General features: G+C 54.8%; 14 protein-coding genes. 6 read left to right on the forward strand and 8 right to left on the reverse strand.

Annotated elements, in window-relative coordinates:
• Positions 1-235: 235 nt before the first annotated feature.
• A complete protein-coding gene (locus ACK1VC_RS03350) occupies positions 236-1,642 on the reverse strand; it encodes a heavy metal sensor histidine kinase (RefSeq protein WP_011953087.1) in 1,407 nt (468 codons plus the stop codon).
• The gene (locus ACK1VC_RS03355; RefSeq protein WP_011953086.1) at positions 1,642-2,319 is read right to left on the reverse strand and encodes a heavy metal response regulator transcription factor; all 678 of its coding nucleotides are present in this window, start codon (positions 2,317-2,319) and stop codon (positions 1,642-1,644) included. Before ACK1VC_RS03355 ends, ACK1VC_RS03350 begins: the two co-directional genes overlap by 1 nt.
• A 166-nt stretch (positions 2,320-2,485) precedes the next feature.
• Between ACK1VC_RS03355 and ACK1VC_RS03360 the strand changes: the two genes are divergently transcribed.
• The 6 genes from ACK1VC_RS03360 (at position 2,486) to ACK1VC_RS03385 (ending at position 7,414) form a co-directional block, all read left to right on the forward strand.
• Positions 2,486-2,692 (forward strand): co-regulatory protein PtrA N-terminal domain-containing protein, encoded by a 207-nt coding sequence (locus ACK1VC_RS03360; RefSeq protein WP_011953085.1) that lies wholly within the window; start codon positions 2,486-2,488, stop codon positions 2,690-2,692.
• Positions 2,693-2,874: 182 nt separating this feature from the next.
• Entirely contained in the window at positions 2,875-4,737 is a 1,863-nt protein-coding gene (locus ACK1VC_RS03365; protein WP_031314465.1) for a copper resistance system multicopper oxidase, read from the forward strand.
• A gap of 14 nt (positions 4,738-4,751) precedes the next feature.
• Positions 4,752-5,075, forward strand: a complete 324-nt coding sequence (locus ACK1VC_RS03370; RefSeq protein ID WP_012269845.1) for a hypothetical protein — start codon at positions 4,752-4,754, stop codon at positions 5,073-5,075.
• On the forward strand, positions 5,065-6,180 hold the full coding sequence (locus tag ACK1VC_RS03375; protein ID WP_070091301.1) for a copper resistance protein B: 1,116 nt from the start codon (positions 5,065-5,067) through the stop codon (positions 6,178-6,180). The genes ACK1VC_RS03370 and ACK1VC_RS03375 overlap by 11 nt, the downstream gene beginning before the upstream one ends.
• 9 nt (positions 6,181-6,189) lie before the next feature.
• Positions 6,190-6,969: a c-type cytochrome gene (locus ACK1VC_RS03380; RefSeq protein WP_011953081.1), complete on the forward strand. Its 780-nt coding sequence runs from the start codon at positions 6,190-6,192 to the stop codon at positions 6,967-6,969.
• A complete protein-coding gene (locus ACK1VC_RS03385; RefSeq protein WP_011953080.1) occupies positions 6,959-7,414 on the forward strand; it encodes a DUF411 domain-containing protein in 456 nt (151 codons plus the stop codon). Before ACK1VC_RS03380 ends, ACK1VC_RS03385 begins: the two co-directional genes overlap by 11 nt.
• Before the next feature lie 97 nt (positions 7,415-7,511).
• Here ACK1VC_RS03385 and ACK1VC_RS03390 read toward each other — a convergent pair whose 3' ends face one another.
• From ACK1VC_RS03390 to ACK1VC_RS03415, 6 genes are all read right to left on the reverse strand, one after another.
• Positions 7,512-7,844, reverse strand: a complete 333-nt coding sequence (locus ACK1VC_RS03390; protein ID WP_011953079.1) for a DUF2790 domain-containing protein — start codon at positions 7,842-7,844, stop codon at positions 7,512-7,514.
• Positions 7,845-8,215: 371 nt separating this feature from the next.
• Positions 8,216-8,575, reverse strand: coding sequence for a histone-like nucleoid-structuring protein, MvaT/MvaU family (locus ACK1VC_RS03395; RefSeq protein WP_010951431.1), 360 nt, complete (start codon positions 8,573-8,575; stop codon positions 8,216-8,218).
• 56 nt (positions 8,576-8,631) lie between these two features.
• On the reverse strand, positions 8,632-10,548 hold the full coding sequence (locus tag ACK1VC_RS03400; protein WP_010951430.1) for a TniQ family protein: 1,917 nt from the start codon (positions 10,546-10,548) through the stop codon (positions 8,632-8,634).
• 75 nt (positions 10,549-10,623) lie between these two features.
• Positions 10,624-11,583 carry a TniB family NTP-binding protein gene (locus ACK1VC_RS03405; RefSeq protein ID WP_010951429.1) on the reverse strand — a complete coding sequence of 320 codons (960 nt, stop codon included), beginning with the start codon at positions 11,581-11,583 and terminating at the stop codon, positions 10,624-10,626.
• On the reverse strand, positions 11,580-13,538 hold the full coding sequence (locus tag ACK1VC_RS03410; protein ID WP_011953078.1) for a DDE-type integrase/transposase/recombinase: 1,959 nt from the start codon (positions 13,536-13,538) through the stop codon (positions 11,580-11,582). The genes ACK1VC_RS03405 and ACK1VC_RS03410 overlap by 4 nt, the downstream gene beginning before the upstream one ends.
• Complete coding sequence (locus tag ACK1VC_RS03415; RefSeq protein WP_011953077.1) at positions 13,519-14,157, reverse strand: TnsA endonuclease N-terminal domain-containing protein; 639 nt, start codon at positions 14,155-14,157, stop codon at positions 13,519-13,521. Before ACK1VC_RS03415 ends, ACK1VC_RS03410 begins: the two co-directional genes overlap by 20 nt.
• Between the last annotated feature and the right edge of the window lie 750 nt (positions 14,158-14,907).

Below are 14,907 nucleotides of genomic sequence, written 5' to 3' on the forward strand. Positions count from 1 at the left end.
CTTTGCAGGCTTTGGAGTGGTCGGCAGCTGATCCTGGATCAGTATCCTGGCAACAATCGTGATCCATCCCCGCCATCATCTCCATCCCCATGGTTTGCATGGGGCATGGTTCAATGGCTGAGTCGACTCCCGCCATGCCGTTGAGAGGAAGCGATGCGATTAGAAGCAGGATGGTGAACAGTCGTAGGAGCCGGTTCATGATGGCCGAGTATAGGTTACACGCATGAAATGAGCATTAAGCCGTTTGAGGCTTGGAAGTGGATTGTTTGGCGTGCGGCAGAGCGATGTGAAAACTCGTCACGCCGTCAGCGGAGGTACACCAAATTCGCCCACCATGAGCCTCGATGATCGAACGCGTTATGGCCAGACCCAAGCCGGCGTTGCTTGGGCTTCCTTCCCGCCTTGCAGGGTCAGCGCGATAGAACCGGTCGAAGATTTTGTTGATATGTTCCGGATCAATCGTGGCCCCATTGTTCTGGACGGACAGGTTCACTTGATCAGCCGCCTCGACAATCCGGACGGCGATATCGTGGCCTTCGGGGGTATAGCGCAAAGCGTTGGATAGAATGTTGGAAACCGCCCGGTCAATCATTAGCCGGTCACCACGGATCGTACCTTCGCCTTGAAGGGCAAGCCGAATGCTTCGGTCTTCGGCTGCAAGCTGGTAGTACTCAATCAGTCTGGACACTAGCCCGACCAGATCGATATCAACCTGCTCGGGGATGATCAAGCCGTTATCAGCTTTTGCCAGGAACAGCATGTCATCGATCATGCGCGACATGCGCTTGAGGTCTTCAAGATTGGAGTAGAGGTTGTCTTCGTAGGCATCGAGGTCGCGTTTTTTGGTCAGAACGACTTCGGTATGCGTCAGAAGATTACTTACCGGAGTCCGCAGCTCATGTGCGATGTCGGCTGAGAAGTTTGATAGCCGGACGAACGCGTCTTCCAGGCGTGCAAGCATTCCGTTGAAGGAGAGGATCAGCTCCTGCAATTCAAGCGGCACGGGCTCCAATGGAATTCGCTCGCGAAGGGACCGGGCAGACATGGATGTCGCCACCTTGGTGATCTGCCCAACCGGCCGAAGACCGCTCTTGGCCACGATCCACCCCAATCCTGCACTAACCAGAGCGCTGATGACCAAGCCAATGCCGAACCACCATTGCAGCGTCTTGAAAAAGTGGGCATGGCTGGTGACATCCAGCATCAACATGACTGTTACCGGCGCCTGCGCCTGCGCTATAGCCAGTTGAGAGGTAATCCCCCGGAAGTTCCGCGAGTCGATTTGCCAGTCCCAAACGGCGCCAGAAGAGGCCTGCTTAAAGCGCTCAGGGATGCGGGATGCCTTGGAGTCCGAGAACAGGACAGTACCGTCAGCATCAAGAATCTCCGCAGAAAGGTCCTGATGAGCCCCCAACAAAGCACGCAGTTGAGGCTCCTGATCCTCAAGTTCATCACGTGCTGCTGAAAGTGAAAGGATGTGCCGGGTGGATTCGAGTTTCTCGGCCAGGGCTTGCTCATCCAGCATCTGGAAATGGTGCTGACTGAGCATGTAGAAGCTCACGCCGGCAACGACCAATACGGCGATGACCGCGAACATGAACATGAGGGTAAGGCGTTTAACGAGCGACGATTGGGCGCGCATTACTCGGGAACATCCATCAGATAGCCCATGCCACGAACTGTATGTATGAGCTTGGGGGCGAAATCGTCATCAATCTTGGCCCGCAACCTACGAACAGCAACCTCGATCACGTTAGTGTCGCTGTCGAAGTTCATATCCCACACCTGCGATGCGATCAGGGACTTCGGCAGTACCTCGCCGCGTCGGCGCATGAGTAGTTCCAGTAAGGAGAACTCCTTGGCTGTGAGGTCGATCCGCTTGCCATTTCGGGTGGCCCGGCGCTTAAGCAGGTCTACCTCCAGGTCAGCCATCTTCATAGTGGTCTGAGCATAGCCACTGCTGCCTCTTCGCAGCAAAGTGCGCACACGCGCTAGCAGTTCCGAGAATGCAAAGGGTTTGACCAGGTAATCGTCAGCCCCGAGTTCTAACCCTTTCACGCGATCGTCCACGCCATCACGGGCCGTCAAAAACAAGACTGGGACCTCTTTCCCTGCCGCACGTACCATCCGCAGCACCTCCCAGCCGTCTAGCCCCGGCATCATTACATCAAGAATCAGCAGGTCATACGCCTCGCTCAAAGCGTATTGCAGCGCGTCGGTCCCTGTGACCACACGATCGACGGTAAAGCCTGCCTCCGTCAGCCCTTGCTGCAGGTAGGCCCCGATTTTTGGCTCATCTTCGGCTACGAGTAATTTCATCTGCTGCGCCCCCTTGGATGCCCTTCAGTGTGCAGCAAAAAAGGCACCCAACCAGAAGCTGACGGAAAAGTAATGTCGGGCTCAGCTTGCTGACAGTGCCGGGTAGCTAGCTTGAGCACTGTGAACGGCGCCAATCAGGCGAAACTGACCCTTAGAGGAAACGCAAATGAACATGATCAAAGCGATTGTGATGGTAGTCACCTTCGGCATGGCGAGCCTCGCCCTGGCTGAAGGCGGCGCGGATCGCACCTTCGCCAGGATGGAAGCTGCACGTGCATCTTCCATGCAGGCTTACCAGGTTGCTCAGGAGAAAAAAGCAGAGGCTCCTGTTACCGCCCAAAGCCAAAAGCACCCCGGCCACGAGAGCTGCTGAGCTTAGCTTACAGAAATGTAATCACCCCGGAATCTGAACTATGTCAGCTTTCGGGGTATTGCCTCCCGCAATCCTTGTGCTTTGGCGAAAGTCTACGAGGCTTGGGGGAGCTCAATTGAAACCAGATGGCTGCGGATCCCGCAGTCTGGATATCAGCGATCTACCTGATTGGACGCAACGGCATGCAAAGCAAAACCACGAGACGTTCATTCGTCAAAGGCCTGGCTGCTACCGGACTACTGGGTGGGCTGGGCATGTGGCGCGCGCCGGTCTGGGCCGTAACCAGCCCTGGCCAGCCTAACGTACTGACCGGCACCGATTTTGACCTGTACATCGGGGAGCTCCCGGTGAACATTACCGGGGCAGCTCGAACGGCGATGGCCATCAACGGTTCGCTGCCAGGACCAATACTCCGTTGGCGCGAAGGCGACACGGTCACGCTACGGGTTCGCAACCGCTTGAAGCAGGACACGTCCATCCACTGGCACGGCATCATCCTGCCGGCGAATATGGACGGCGTGCCGGGTCTAAGCTTCCATGGCATCGCTCCCGACGGCATGTACGAGTACAAGTTCAAGGTCCACCAGAACGGCACCTACTGGTACCACAGCCATTCGGGCTTCCAGGAGCAGGTCGGTGTTTACGGTGCGCTGGTGATTGATGCCAAGGATCCAGAGCCTTTCACCTACGATCGTGACTATGTCGTCATGCTGAGTGATTGGACCGACGAAGACCCGGCGCGGGTTATGTCCAAGCTCAAAAAACAGTCGGACTATTACAACTTCCACAAGCGCACCGTTGGCGACTTCGTCGACGACGTGAGCGAGAAAGGTTGGTCTGCTGCTGTGGCCGATCGAAAGATGTGGGCCGAGATGAAGATGAGCCCAACCGATCTCGCTGACGTGAGCGGGCACACCTACACCTACCTCATGAACGGCCAGGCGCCAAATGGGAACTGGACGGGAATCTTCAAGCCAGGGGAGAAAATCCGGCTTCGCTTTATCAATGGCTCGGCGATGACCTATTTCGACGTGCGGATCCCCGGCTTGAAAATGACGGTTGTCGCAGCCGACGGTCAGTACGTTAAGCCAGTGTCGATCGATGAATTCCGGATTGCCGTTGCTGAAACCTACGATGTCATTGTCGAGCCTGAAAACGAGCAGGCTTACACCATCTTTGCTCAATCCATGGATCGCACCGGCTATTCAAGGGGTACCTTGGCTGTCCGTGAGGGCCTGCAGGCACCGGTGCCGGCTGTAGATCCAAGGCCTCTCATCTCCATGAGTGATATGGGGATGGACCACGGCAGCATGGGTGGCATGGATCACGGCAGCATGGCCGGTATGGACCACAGCAAGATGGCTGGCATGGACCACGGCAGCATGGCCGGTATGGACCATAGCAAGATGGCTGGCATGGACCACGGCAGCATGGCCGGTATGGACCATAGCAAGATGGCTGGCATGGACCACGGCAACATGACCGGTATGGACCAAAGCAATATGGCCGCCAGCGGTGCCATGCAGAACCATCCCGCCTCCGAAACAAACAACCCTCTGGTCGATATGCAGACCATGACCCCTACGCCAAAGCTGAGCGATCCGGGGATCGGGCTTCGCGATAACGGGCGTCGGGTTCTCACGTATTCGGATTTGCGTAGCACCTTCATCGACCCTGACGGCCGGGAACCTGGCCGGACAATCGAACTGCACCTTACCGGGCATATGGAAAAGTTCGCTTGGTCCTTCGATGGGATCAAGTTTTCTGACGCAGAGCCGCTGCGGCTCAAGTACGGCGAGCGCCTGCGTATTACCTTGGTCAACGACACCATGATGACTCACCCCATCCATCTGCACGGCATGTGGAGTGACCTGGAGGATGAGGACGGCAATTTCATGGTGCGAAAACACACGATCGATATGCCGCCTGGCTCGAAACGAAGCTATCGCGTAACCGCAGATGCACTCGGGCGCTGGGCCTATCACTGTCACCTCATGTACCACATGGAGATGGGCATGTTCCGAGAAGTCCGCGTGGACGAATGAACTGGAGATACGAGATGAGCAAACCAATGAAACGAAGCGCCTTTTTCCTCTCTGCCGCGATGGTTGGCCTGCTCGCGGTGTACGCCCCGTCTTCCTGGTCCAGTGACAACCATGATCAGCACTCTCAAAAGTCGTCCAACGCGGCGCAATCGAACGGCTCGAAGAGCAAGCAAGCCCAGGGCATGAACCATGAAGGCATGGATCACGGCTCCATGAAAGGCATGGATCATGGCTCTATGGAGGGCATGGATCATGGTTCCATGGAAGGAATGGATCACAGCAAAATGATGGAATCGCATGGCAGCGACAAAGCTAAGGCAGGGAAAAATGGCCAATAGCGTTGCACGACCATCGCTGCTGGCATTCGCCGTTTCTTTAGGTGTGCTGGGCGTTTCGCCCAGCTTCGCCGCTGAAATGGATCATTCCGGAATGGACCACTCGGCAATGGGCCACGATGCCATGCAGATGGACCACGCCTCATCACAGGCTGCGATGCCGGGCATGGACCACAGCCAGATGGGCGCGAGCAAGCAACCCACGCAACCTGCACCCGTTGATCACAGCAAAATGGGCCATGGCCAGCCCAAAGCGAAACCCGCCTCGATGGACCACAGCAAGATGGACCATGGAAGCATGAAAGGCATGGATCACGGGTCCATGGAAGGCATGGATCATGGCGCGATGGGTCATTCCACGATGGGAAACGGGAACGCTGATTCGCCGACCCCGACCAGCCGTACGCCAATCCCGGTGCTGACTGATGCCGACCGGCAGGCTGCCTTCCCCCCGCTTGACGGGCACAAAATGGATGACAGCGGGTTCAACAGCTTTTTCTTGCTAGACCAACTGGAATACCAAGATGCCGATGAAGGTAGCACGCTTGCTTGGGATGCATCCGGCTGGGTGGGCGGCGATATCAATAGGCTCTGGATTCGCTCGGAAGGTGAACGAACCAATGGTGTGACTGAAGATGCTGAGCTGCAGCTCCTCTATGGCCGCTCGGTAAGCCCGTGGTGGGATGTTGTCGCCGGCGTCCGGCAGGATTTCAAACCGGAGGATCCGCAGACCTGGGCTGCGTTCGGTATTCAGGGCCTGGCCCTGTATGACTTCGAAGCTGAAGCCACCGCCTTTATCGGCGAGAACGGTCAAACCGCTGCCCGTCTGGAGGGCGAGTACGACATCTTGCTAACCAATCGTTTAATTCTTCAGCCAACCGCTGAGGCCAACTTTTATGGCAAGAACGACCCGGAACGCGGCGTCGGCTCTGGCCTGGCAAACACCGAAGTCGGGCTGCGGTTACGGTACGAGATTGTTCGCCAGTTCGCGCCATACATAGGTGTCACCTGGAGCCGTTCCTACGGCAAAACCGCCGATTTCATTCGGGATGAAGGCGGGGACGTGGACGAAGCTCGTTTTGTGGCCGGTATTCGGATGTGGTTTTGAGAACTCAACATGAAAAAAACAATTACAACGCTGGTGGCGGCAGGTGCTGTTACTAGCGCAGCAGTGCTAGGTGCTGCTTACTTCGGTCTCGTGAACGTTGGTGCGGACGACCCACACTTCCCCGCTGTGCATGCGTTTTTGGCCATGGCGCGGGATCGCTCGATTGAAGTCCGAGCAAGCGACATTGAGGTGCCAAACCTTAAAGATCCTGCTCTCATCCAAGCAGGGGCAGGCAACTACAACGCCATGTGTATCGGTTGCCACCTCGCGCCAGGGGTGGAGAAAACTGAACTCAGCCAAGCCCTATACCCATCCCCACCAAACCTCACCGAGATAGGTGTAAGCGGTGACCCTGCTGCTGCGTTTTGGACCATCAAGCACGGTATCAAAGCGACAGGCATGCCAGCCTGGGGTAAGAGCATGGACGACCAGTACATCTGGGGAATCGTCGCGTTCCTGGACCAGCTACCGCAACTCAATGCTGAGCAGTACCAGATGATGGTCGCTTCCAGTGGTGGTCACCAACATGGCGGTGGCGAAAGCGATATGCATAACCATGAAGGCCAACACGGTGGTGCGAAATCAGGTCATGGAAATCATGATGATTCCGCAGCAAACGGCGTGGCTGAGGAAAGTCATGATCATGGCAGTTCGCATTCGGAGTCTTCATCAGTAGCGGAGCACCACGGTGAACACGAGTCCGGCGAGGCGCACTCGGACCACCACACAGGTTCTACTCCCAAAACCCATGTGCACAAAGACGGGAAGGAGCACACTCATGACAAGTAAGCGCCGCTTCCTCGGTTTAAGTACCGCAGCGTCACTTCTAATCGCCTCAGCCGCCTTTGCTGCGGAGCCCCTGACTATCGATGTGCACCGGGACGCTAATTGCGGTTGCTGTAAGAAATGGATAGCGCACTTGGAGGCAAACGGCTTCAAGGTCGTCGACCACGTTGAAACGGACATGAGGGCGGTGAAGCAAGAGCTAGGAGTAGCTCCGAGGCTGGCTTCGTGTCACACCGCGGTTATCGATGGCAAGTTTGTGGAAGGTCACGTCCCCGCAGCCCAGGTGCAGGAGCTCATAAAGCGCAACGACCTGGCAGGCGTCGCGGTACCTGGCATGCCCGCTGGCTCACCAGGTATGGAGGTTGATGGCATGAAACACGCCTATCAAGTCATCGGCCTCACCAAGAGTGGGGACGATCAAGTAGTTGCCAGTTATCCTGACACGTAATGCAAGATGCCCCGGGGGAAGGGCTTCTGCCGGCCAGCCGACCAGCTGCAGCGCTGGTCGTGGTCAGCTTACTCCAAGACTTACCCTGTCCCTTCGGTCAGTTTTGACCTCTACAGTTAATTCCAGCAGAGCGATATTCGAGGATTTTCAACTCACCTGTTGAGTCCTCGTAATTCATCTGTGTCGGCATCACGTCGCAGCTACCTTTGAGCGAAGTCATACTGATAACTCTCGCCACATCCAGTTTCATTCCGTAGCGATAATGGATCACTTCAGGTGGTTTTTTTCCATTGGCAGCGGCGTAGGCACGCATTGCTTGCTCATTTGCCTGAATCATCTTTCCGTGTAAGCGATCAGATCCTCCTTCAGCTAAAGCGGATGAGGAGGCGATTACGAGCATGAGGGCGGCAATGCTTTTAGCGGTGTTCATTTCTGTTACTCCATGAAGACATGAGTGAAGCTTACCGACTGGGAGCTGTCATCCACGTGATCCAGGAATTACATGTTTGTAAGCAGGCTATCGATAATGATGGCTCTGAATACACGTGAAAGCCGCGTCGTTTCAGGCTGCGACAGTTTTAATTCTCTAGCGAATCAGTCTGAACCGGCGTTTTGGGTGATTGCGACAGTTTTGCGTTTCCTCTCCAAATGGCTGCAGGCCGCGAAAGACGGGACCCTCTAGCGACAGTTTTAATTCTCTAAATCCACCACCCGCAGAAAATTTCGTCACGCCCCAGAATGGGAATTTGCATTCGGGGCGCACCACGATTCATCTCGTGCCAGAAGCCGCCTGCAGTGCAATCAATTGGCGAGCCAAGACTCGACTACCTCAGCGCCATACTCGTTTTTCCAGGCCTTAAGCGTACGCTGATTACCACCCTTGGTCTCAACAACCTCTCCGCTGTGTGGATTCTTGTAGACCTTCACTTCGCGTGGTTTCCGAGAGGTTTTTGGGGCCATATCAGTGGAAGCCACCGCTTGCGGATCGAGGATCAGCACCACTTGGCGCAGGCCGTAGCCATACTCGTTGAGCAAACTGCGCAGCTTCGTTTCAAATTCCATTTCCTGCTTCAGGGCAGAGTCATTTTTCAGCGCTTCCAGCTCCGCCAGTTGGGCTGCGAGCTGTTGTTCGAGCAGGCGGAATTCAGCGAGACGGGACATAAGATTCTCCAAAATGGGTTCGATGATTTTAGCAATCAAGAAAGAAAGCGTGCTAACTATCTTGATCCCACATGCCTGAATCGGCAATCACGAGGCTGAGCGATCGGTGTGGATAAAAACGTGATGGCTTCAGGATCGTCGATCTGGGCGGCTTCACTTGCGAGGTAATCGATCAGCTTTTTGCTTCTTACCCAAACGTACTGCCGGCAAGCCGCGTTTGGAATGGATGGCCCCGCAACGGGGCGAAACCTGGCCTCCCAAAGGTGCTTGAACGCCTCCCTGGTCGACTTCCCCAAATACACCGCAATCTCCGGTCCCAAGATATAGCCACGCCTGAATCTGTCGATGGCTTGAGGCTTAACCATCAATTGCGTACGCCGGCCTCGTTCGACAGCAGTGCTCCATAGCAGACCCAGTCGAACGAACGCGTATGCGCATTGTTCTTTGACGCCTAACAGCGCAGCAGCCTTGACTACCGACAGGCCGGGAAAGACCGGACTCTTGTTCTCAGCTCGGGCTTGTTGCCACGCTGCAAAATCTTGCGGCTTGAGTAACCACGCCCCTACCGCAACCGAGCCATTCTCAGCTGGGCCGTAAGCGCGAAGTTCACCTGCACGTATTGCCTGAACCAACTCGACCAACCCACCCCCCTTGGGCAGAGAATGCTTGGCCAAGTAGTTGATCGACACCAGGCTCTGGTCAGAGCTGGTAGGCAGCTTCTCATCAATCAATTCGTTGATCGAGCGGCAGTCAATCAGCCACCTTTCGCCTGGGCGCGGTTCTCCACCAAAGAACTGGAGGGTACCACCAGCTAGCAGCTGCCTAACCCGATTGCGACAGAGGCTTAGCAAAGTCGAGGTTTCTTTCATATCAGCCACGCCCTGGAGATGCTGCGAGATTGCCTTCAAATGATCCAGGTCCACGACCGTAAAGACTCGATCTTCATGGACCTTCTCCCGATAGGCGATTTGTCCCTCCTGATGAAGGCGTTTTATGACTGATACCCCGAGACCACAAGCTTCAGCAGCAGAATCGAACGACACCCAACGATGTCTCTCAATCGTCTCCTCACTCAAATTGCGATTTCGCTTCGCTAACGGTGCTTCCCACGCATGCTGCAGAAATGATTCGAACTCTCGACGAAGAAAGTCAAAACAAGAGTCATCCAGATCACGGTGGATGTCGTGGTATATCGGGCCGAACGATCTGCTGAGCGTCCAATGTTCGTTATCGGAATGGACTGCCTTGAGGCCACTCAGCAGTTCTCTGAATGCGAGAGGCCAGTTCATGAGAACCACGCCCGCCGCGTTTGCCATAAGCCGCGATATCTCTAGCGAACCCGAATCAGCAACCTTCAGCGGCTGGGTTCTTTCCGTAGGCAAACTTCTGACAGCGAGACGCGATGACAACTCGTGAAACTGTTCGTAGGTGAGGGCCGCCAATCCCGCGTCAGCTGGCAACGAGTCGGCGTAAAACCTATCTTCAAAGCCAGAGGTGAGCCAGGCGGCCGTATCACTCGCCGGCGCGATCTCAAAATTGGTCCCACTCAATGAGGTGCCACACGCTTGGCAACTATTCGCACTCATTGCGCTTGGATCGGTTTCCTTCAGACAGTTGGGGCACCGCCCGTGGAGTTCAGTGCCGTGGACAGAACACGTCGTAACCAGGGTCAAGCCCCAGCTTTCTCTCCAATAACCGGCTTCGCCCAAACAGATCGGACAGTAACGAGCGTGATGAGTCGTCCATAACTTGACCCCCTTGGGCCTTGGATCACGAAACTCAGCAGATACCGCAGGCCAGCTCAGTGGTCCTTCCATCATCTGCAGCCAGTCCGCAACATCGGTCTCGTCGGCTCGTGCAAAGGCGGTGAGCAGTTCCTTTCTGGGTAATCCGTTGGCTTTCGCCAGGCGCTGCAGGTACCCCAAAAGACTTTCGTCTTGGTGTGGTCGTGGGTTGATTAAAAGACCAAACATTCCTACACATCCATGAAATCGAAGACATAAAAATCAGGGGAGTAGAGCCGGGCCGATAAGCCCGGCCCTTGGCCGTCAGGTACTGCTCTCTTCGAACGTCTCAAACGGCTCCCGCTTCCCGAACAGAGGCTGGAAATTGAAGCTCGCACTGAAGGGGTTTCGATCCTCGGTGGCGTAGCTCCAAACCTCGTCTTCAAAAGCCTGGGCCAGCACAGGAAGTTCAATCCCGACAAGGTCCTGGACTTGAACCAGCCAAACAGCCCTGTCCACAATCTTGATGAGGTAGTCGATCAATCCATAGGAAGCCAGGTAGAAGCGTTTAATCATCGCTGGCTCTACAAAACTGATGGTTTGAACAGGCAGTTCGCCCTCGATTGCCTGCAACAACATCACGAAATGAAGAGACGTATTAGCGGAGAAGGTGAAGCGATCGTATGCCACCGTGGCCGAAAACCTGCGTCGCAGTTGCTCGTTTGCTAGCAGGAGATTTTCGGTGCGCTTCAGCCCAATCAGAACAAACGCGATACTGGTTTCATTCATCAGACTCTTGATCCAGTCTGCTGCCTCATACGCACCATTACGACGATAATCGACCAGGTGCTGCGCCTCATCGAGGACCAACATCTCCACGCCAAGGTTCTTCAGCAGCAGGACTACTCGCGCAAATTTAACCTCTGCCGAATGTCCTCGTGCCTCTGCGAAGGGATCCTTCAGCTCTGCCAAAATGGCTGCTGCCAGGTTCTTTTTGGTTGGAGACGAAGGCATCTCGACGAACAGAACTGTCCGCTTCTGTGGGTCATGGCTCTCCAATTCCTCCAATGACCGAATGTACTCCTTGACCAATGTGCTCTTGCCCACTCCGCTTGGACCTTGGATCAGCAACCCTTTACTTGCTCTGGTACGCCGACTATCGCCGTGGATATCGCCTAGTCGCGTCAACGCTCGCTCGACTTGAGGGCTGTGAATAAAACGATCGCGGAGCGTAAAGCTGTATTCACCATGCTCGTAGCATTCGTACAGATTGATGGCGTTCATGGCTTAGAACTCCCAGCAGGGCGACGAACCGAGACCTTGAAGGCTGCTGGCGGAATGTTAGGAATAGAGTCACCGGTCCATTCCACTTCAGCGAGTACCTTGGGTGGAGGCGTGCTTTCGGTCACTCGACCCTCCTTGTCGATTTTCGCTATGGCAGCTGCGCGTCGTTTTCTGAGCGTCTGCGAACGGCGGGCCTCGTCTGCATCTTCCATAATTTCCTGGTAGCACCTGTGCGTAGCCTCGAAGCTAGGCTGCTCATTATATTTTTCTCGCAGCGCTTTCTCGGCAGCCTTCCACACCTCCCTGCTCTTACCGGCCATTCGCTCATCTTTGGCGGGCACTTTGAAGAACAAGTTTCTGAAGCGGTCGTGAACCCAAACGTGCCCGGCTTCGTCTCGATAGCGGACGTTTACCTTTTCTCCGTCTGCCAAACGCATACGGAGCTCAGCAAGTTCCGTAGAGTGGTAGCCCACTTTGGCAACCTCGATGCCGTAATGGTGAACCTTCACCGAGGCCCGCTTGGCCAGAATGCACTCCAACGAGTCCAGGTCGACGGGAAGGCTGATGACATGGTTCGCCTCGCTAGTCCCCCAGACTTGAGCCGGTGTTCTGTTGTCCAGCCCCCGATGAGGAGTCTGGTGGTAACCATCGACGATCCATTTCACTACCACCGCCTCCAATTGAGGGAGCGTGAAACATGCATTCTTCTCCGAGTCGTAATCGCCACGCTGCTGGATATTCGAGAAGGTGGTACCCGGGAGGTTGTGGATAAGCCCCAGGTTCTGTGTGCTGAAAAAGCGTTCGACGGCACCTTTCCTTTGAGGGGCCCTTGAAGCGGGATACATGATCTCGATACCCAACTCGTTGAATCCCATGATGAGATCGCCCGCGTGAAATTCCGCTGCGTTGTCTGGGACTATTCGAGCCGGCAGCCCACGTGCCCACCATTCATTTCTCACTTTCGGAAAGCGCTTCAGCAATTCGGCTTTTGGACGGATTGAGCGTTCGATCACACGAAGCACGGTTTCCGTATTTGGCGCCGACAGGTGGAGCAAATATCCCATCACCATTCGAGAGAAGCGGTCGAGGACGATCGTCAGATAGGGGCGCCCAATGCACAGCCCCGAGGTTTCATCCACAAGCTGGACGTCCAACAAGGTGTGATCAATTTCCCAACGTTCCAAAATCTCATGGACACGTAGGACACCCGCCGCAACACGGTGCTTCTTGTCTGCTGCGTGTTTTCCGAGCCTCTCCTTATCCACAAGGTACGGATCCAGCTTGGCGATGTACCTTCGGACAGTCATTCCGCTTGGGATCTTGAGCTGATCCGAAGGCAAACGACTTTTGTTCCTCTCTTTTATCTGATCCTCGAATTCTGAAACGACCACGCTGACCGCTGGAATCGTATCCTGCAGGTAGGTTTTATTAATCACCCCTTCAAGAATAACTTCGAGCTCTCCCTGTATCGCGGCAGCCCGACCCTTTTTGGCATGCTGAGGGATAAGCTTTACTACGTTCTGGCCAATGTATTTGGCTGCCCAACGTCGAATAGTGGAAACCGAGGGTGCGCACGCATCCCCAATCTTTTTGGCGATATCTCTAAGCTTCTTGATCATGTCTTCGTCACCCGGTAGCTTGTATTTACCGCGCTTAGTTAGGTCGTCCAGATACTTGCGTCGACGCAATGCCTCATCTCCATGTTTTTTGGGGAAGCATGAAATATCTGGAGGGACGTTCCGCACATACGGAACCCTCCCAAGGTATGGCTGATCAGCGGAGATCTCGATCTCGCGCTTCTCGTAGGCCTCATAGAACTCCTTCTCGGATAGCTTCGTGGGCTCACCAAGCTCATCGAAAAAGAGCAGCTTCCGGTCAATAAGCCTCTTCTCAAGCACCATCAGTACGCCACGAACGATGACGACCAATTTCACCCTAAGGGAAAAGGTTTGCATGACGGTGCCCCCCTTGCAGGAAGACCGGGGAGTCAGTGTCAATTGACCTATCAAGGTCAATGCCCACCACCCCAAGGCCTAACAAGCGCCAGGCTTTCCCCTCACCAACCACGTAGAGCAGATCTGCAACGGTCATAGGCGGCCATTCGTTGAAGGTCGCCATTACCTCCTCCAACGCCTGATGCGAAAGCTCTGGACCGCGCCGGTGATACATCAGCCTTCTAAGATTGGTAGCCAGGGGTTCAGCTTCAATTAACTTTTCAGTGATCACCGAAAAGTTACGGGCAGTGGCGTTGAAGTAGCGCTCAGCGGCATCCAGTCGCTGCCTGACGCTGGCAATCTTCAGTCGGTCGTGAGGCTTCACTTCAAACCACCACTCGCGCCCATCCGCGAGGAAAACCTGTACGTCTGGGTAATATTTGAAGTAGCCCTGGAGCGATGGAACACGTTCCTCACTGGGCTGCGGGACGTAGCCGATGACCGCAGGAGACAGCTCAAGAAGCCGAAAAAGAGCGCCTTCGAGCTGGGACTCCCAGGGCACAGGCTTTTTATTTTTGAGCGATGGGAAGTAGCCGCGGTAATGGTTGGACCGCCGCGTGACCACCTTTCGTACTGTCATGAAACACCTCCGAAAATCTCGAAACGAGCGCCGACGCTGCGCCAAAAAATCAAGGCGCAGGGCGGGCGAAGTGAGGCCTTTCGACAGGCAACACTGTGCCGTCGAGTAACCTCGCTAAGGTCGAAAAAATGGGAGAGGATTGACAGTCGCTTCGAAAAAGCAGACATTGCGGGTTCTGAGGACGCAAGTCTGCTTCGCTAAGCGCGGTCAGTCCTCTCGGGATTGATCGCGTTTTTCTACATTTTCAGGTCTCCTTTTCTCTCATTGGTCATGACTCTCATGACTGATCAGAATCTAAAGCAATCGGCTTGCTCTCTTTATTTCTAAACGGCCACTTCGTGATCGCTGGAGCAATTTGGATCAGGTCTGAAGCTCTCGCTTCAAACAGCTGATTTGGCTGAAAATCTTCAGTGCAAAGCGGAAAAGTTGGTCATAGATCTTATTCCAACATCCCTTCGAAATCTACAAAAAATCCAAAATGGCAACTTCCACCAAATTCCATTTCCATACTAAATTGTTCAAATTAATACTTAACACGTACGCTTAATTAACTATTAAGGTGTTCAAATATTAGTTTTAAAGTCCTCTCAATCTCTCTGCTGCTCAGATCCGCCCGCCGACCCTCTCAGCACTTCCAGCGCCCCATCAAATCACTTCCTCAAATCCCCCCATCTGCATCATTTTCCAATGAGCGGAGTAGGGCGCCCCGGCAGGAATTCCAGGCAAAAAAAAGCCCGCGAAGGCGGGCTT

The sequence above is a fragment of the Pseudomonas sp. XP2 genome (assembly GCF_053557975.1).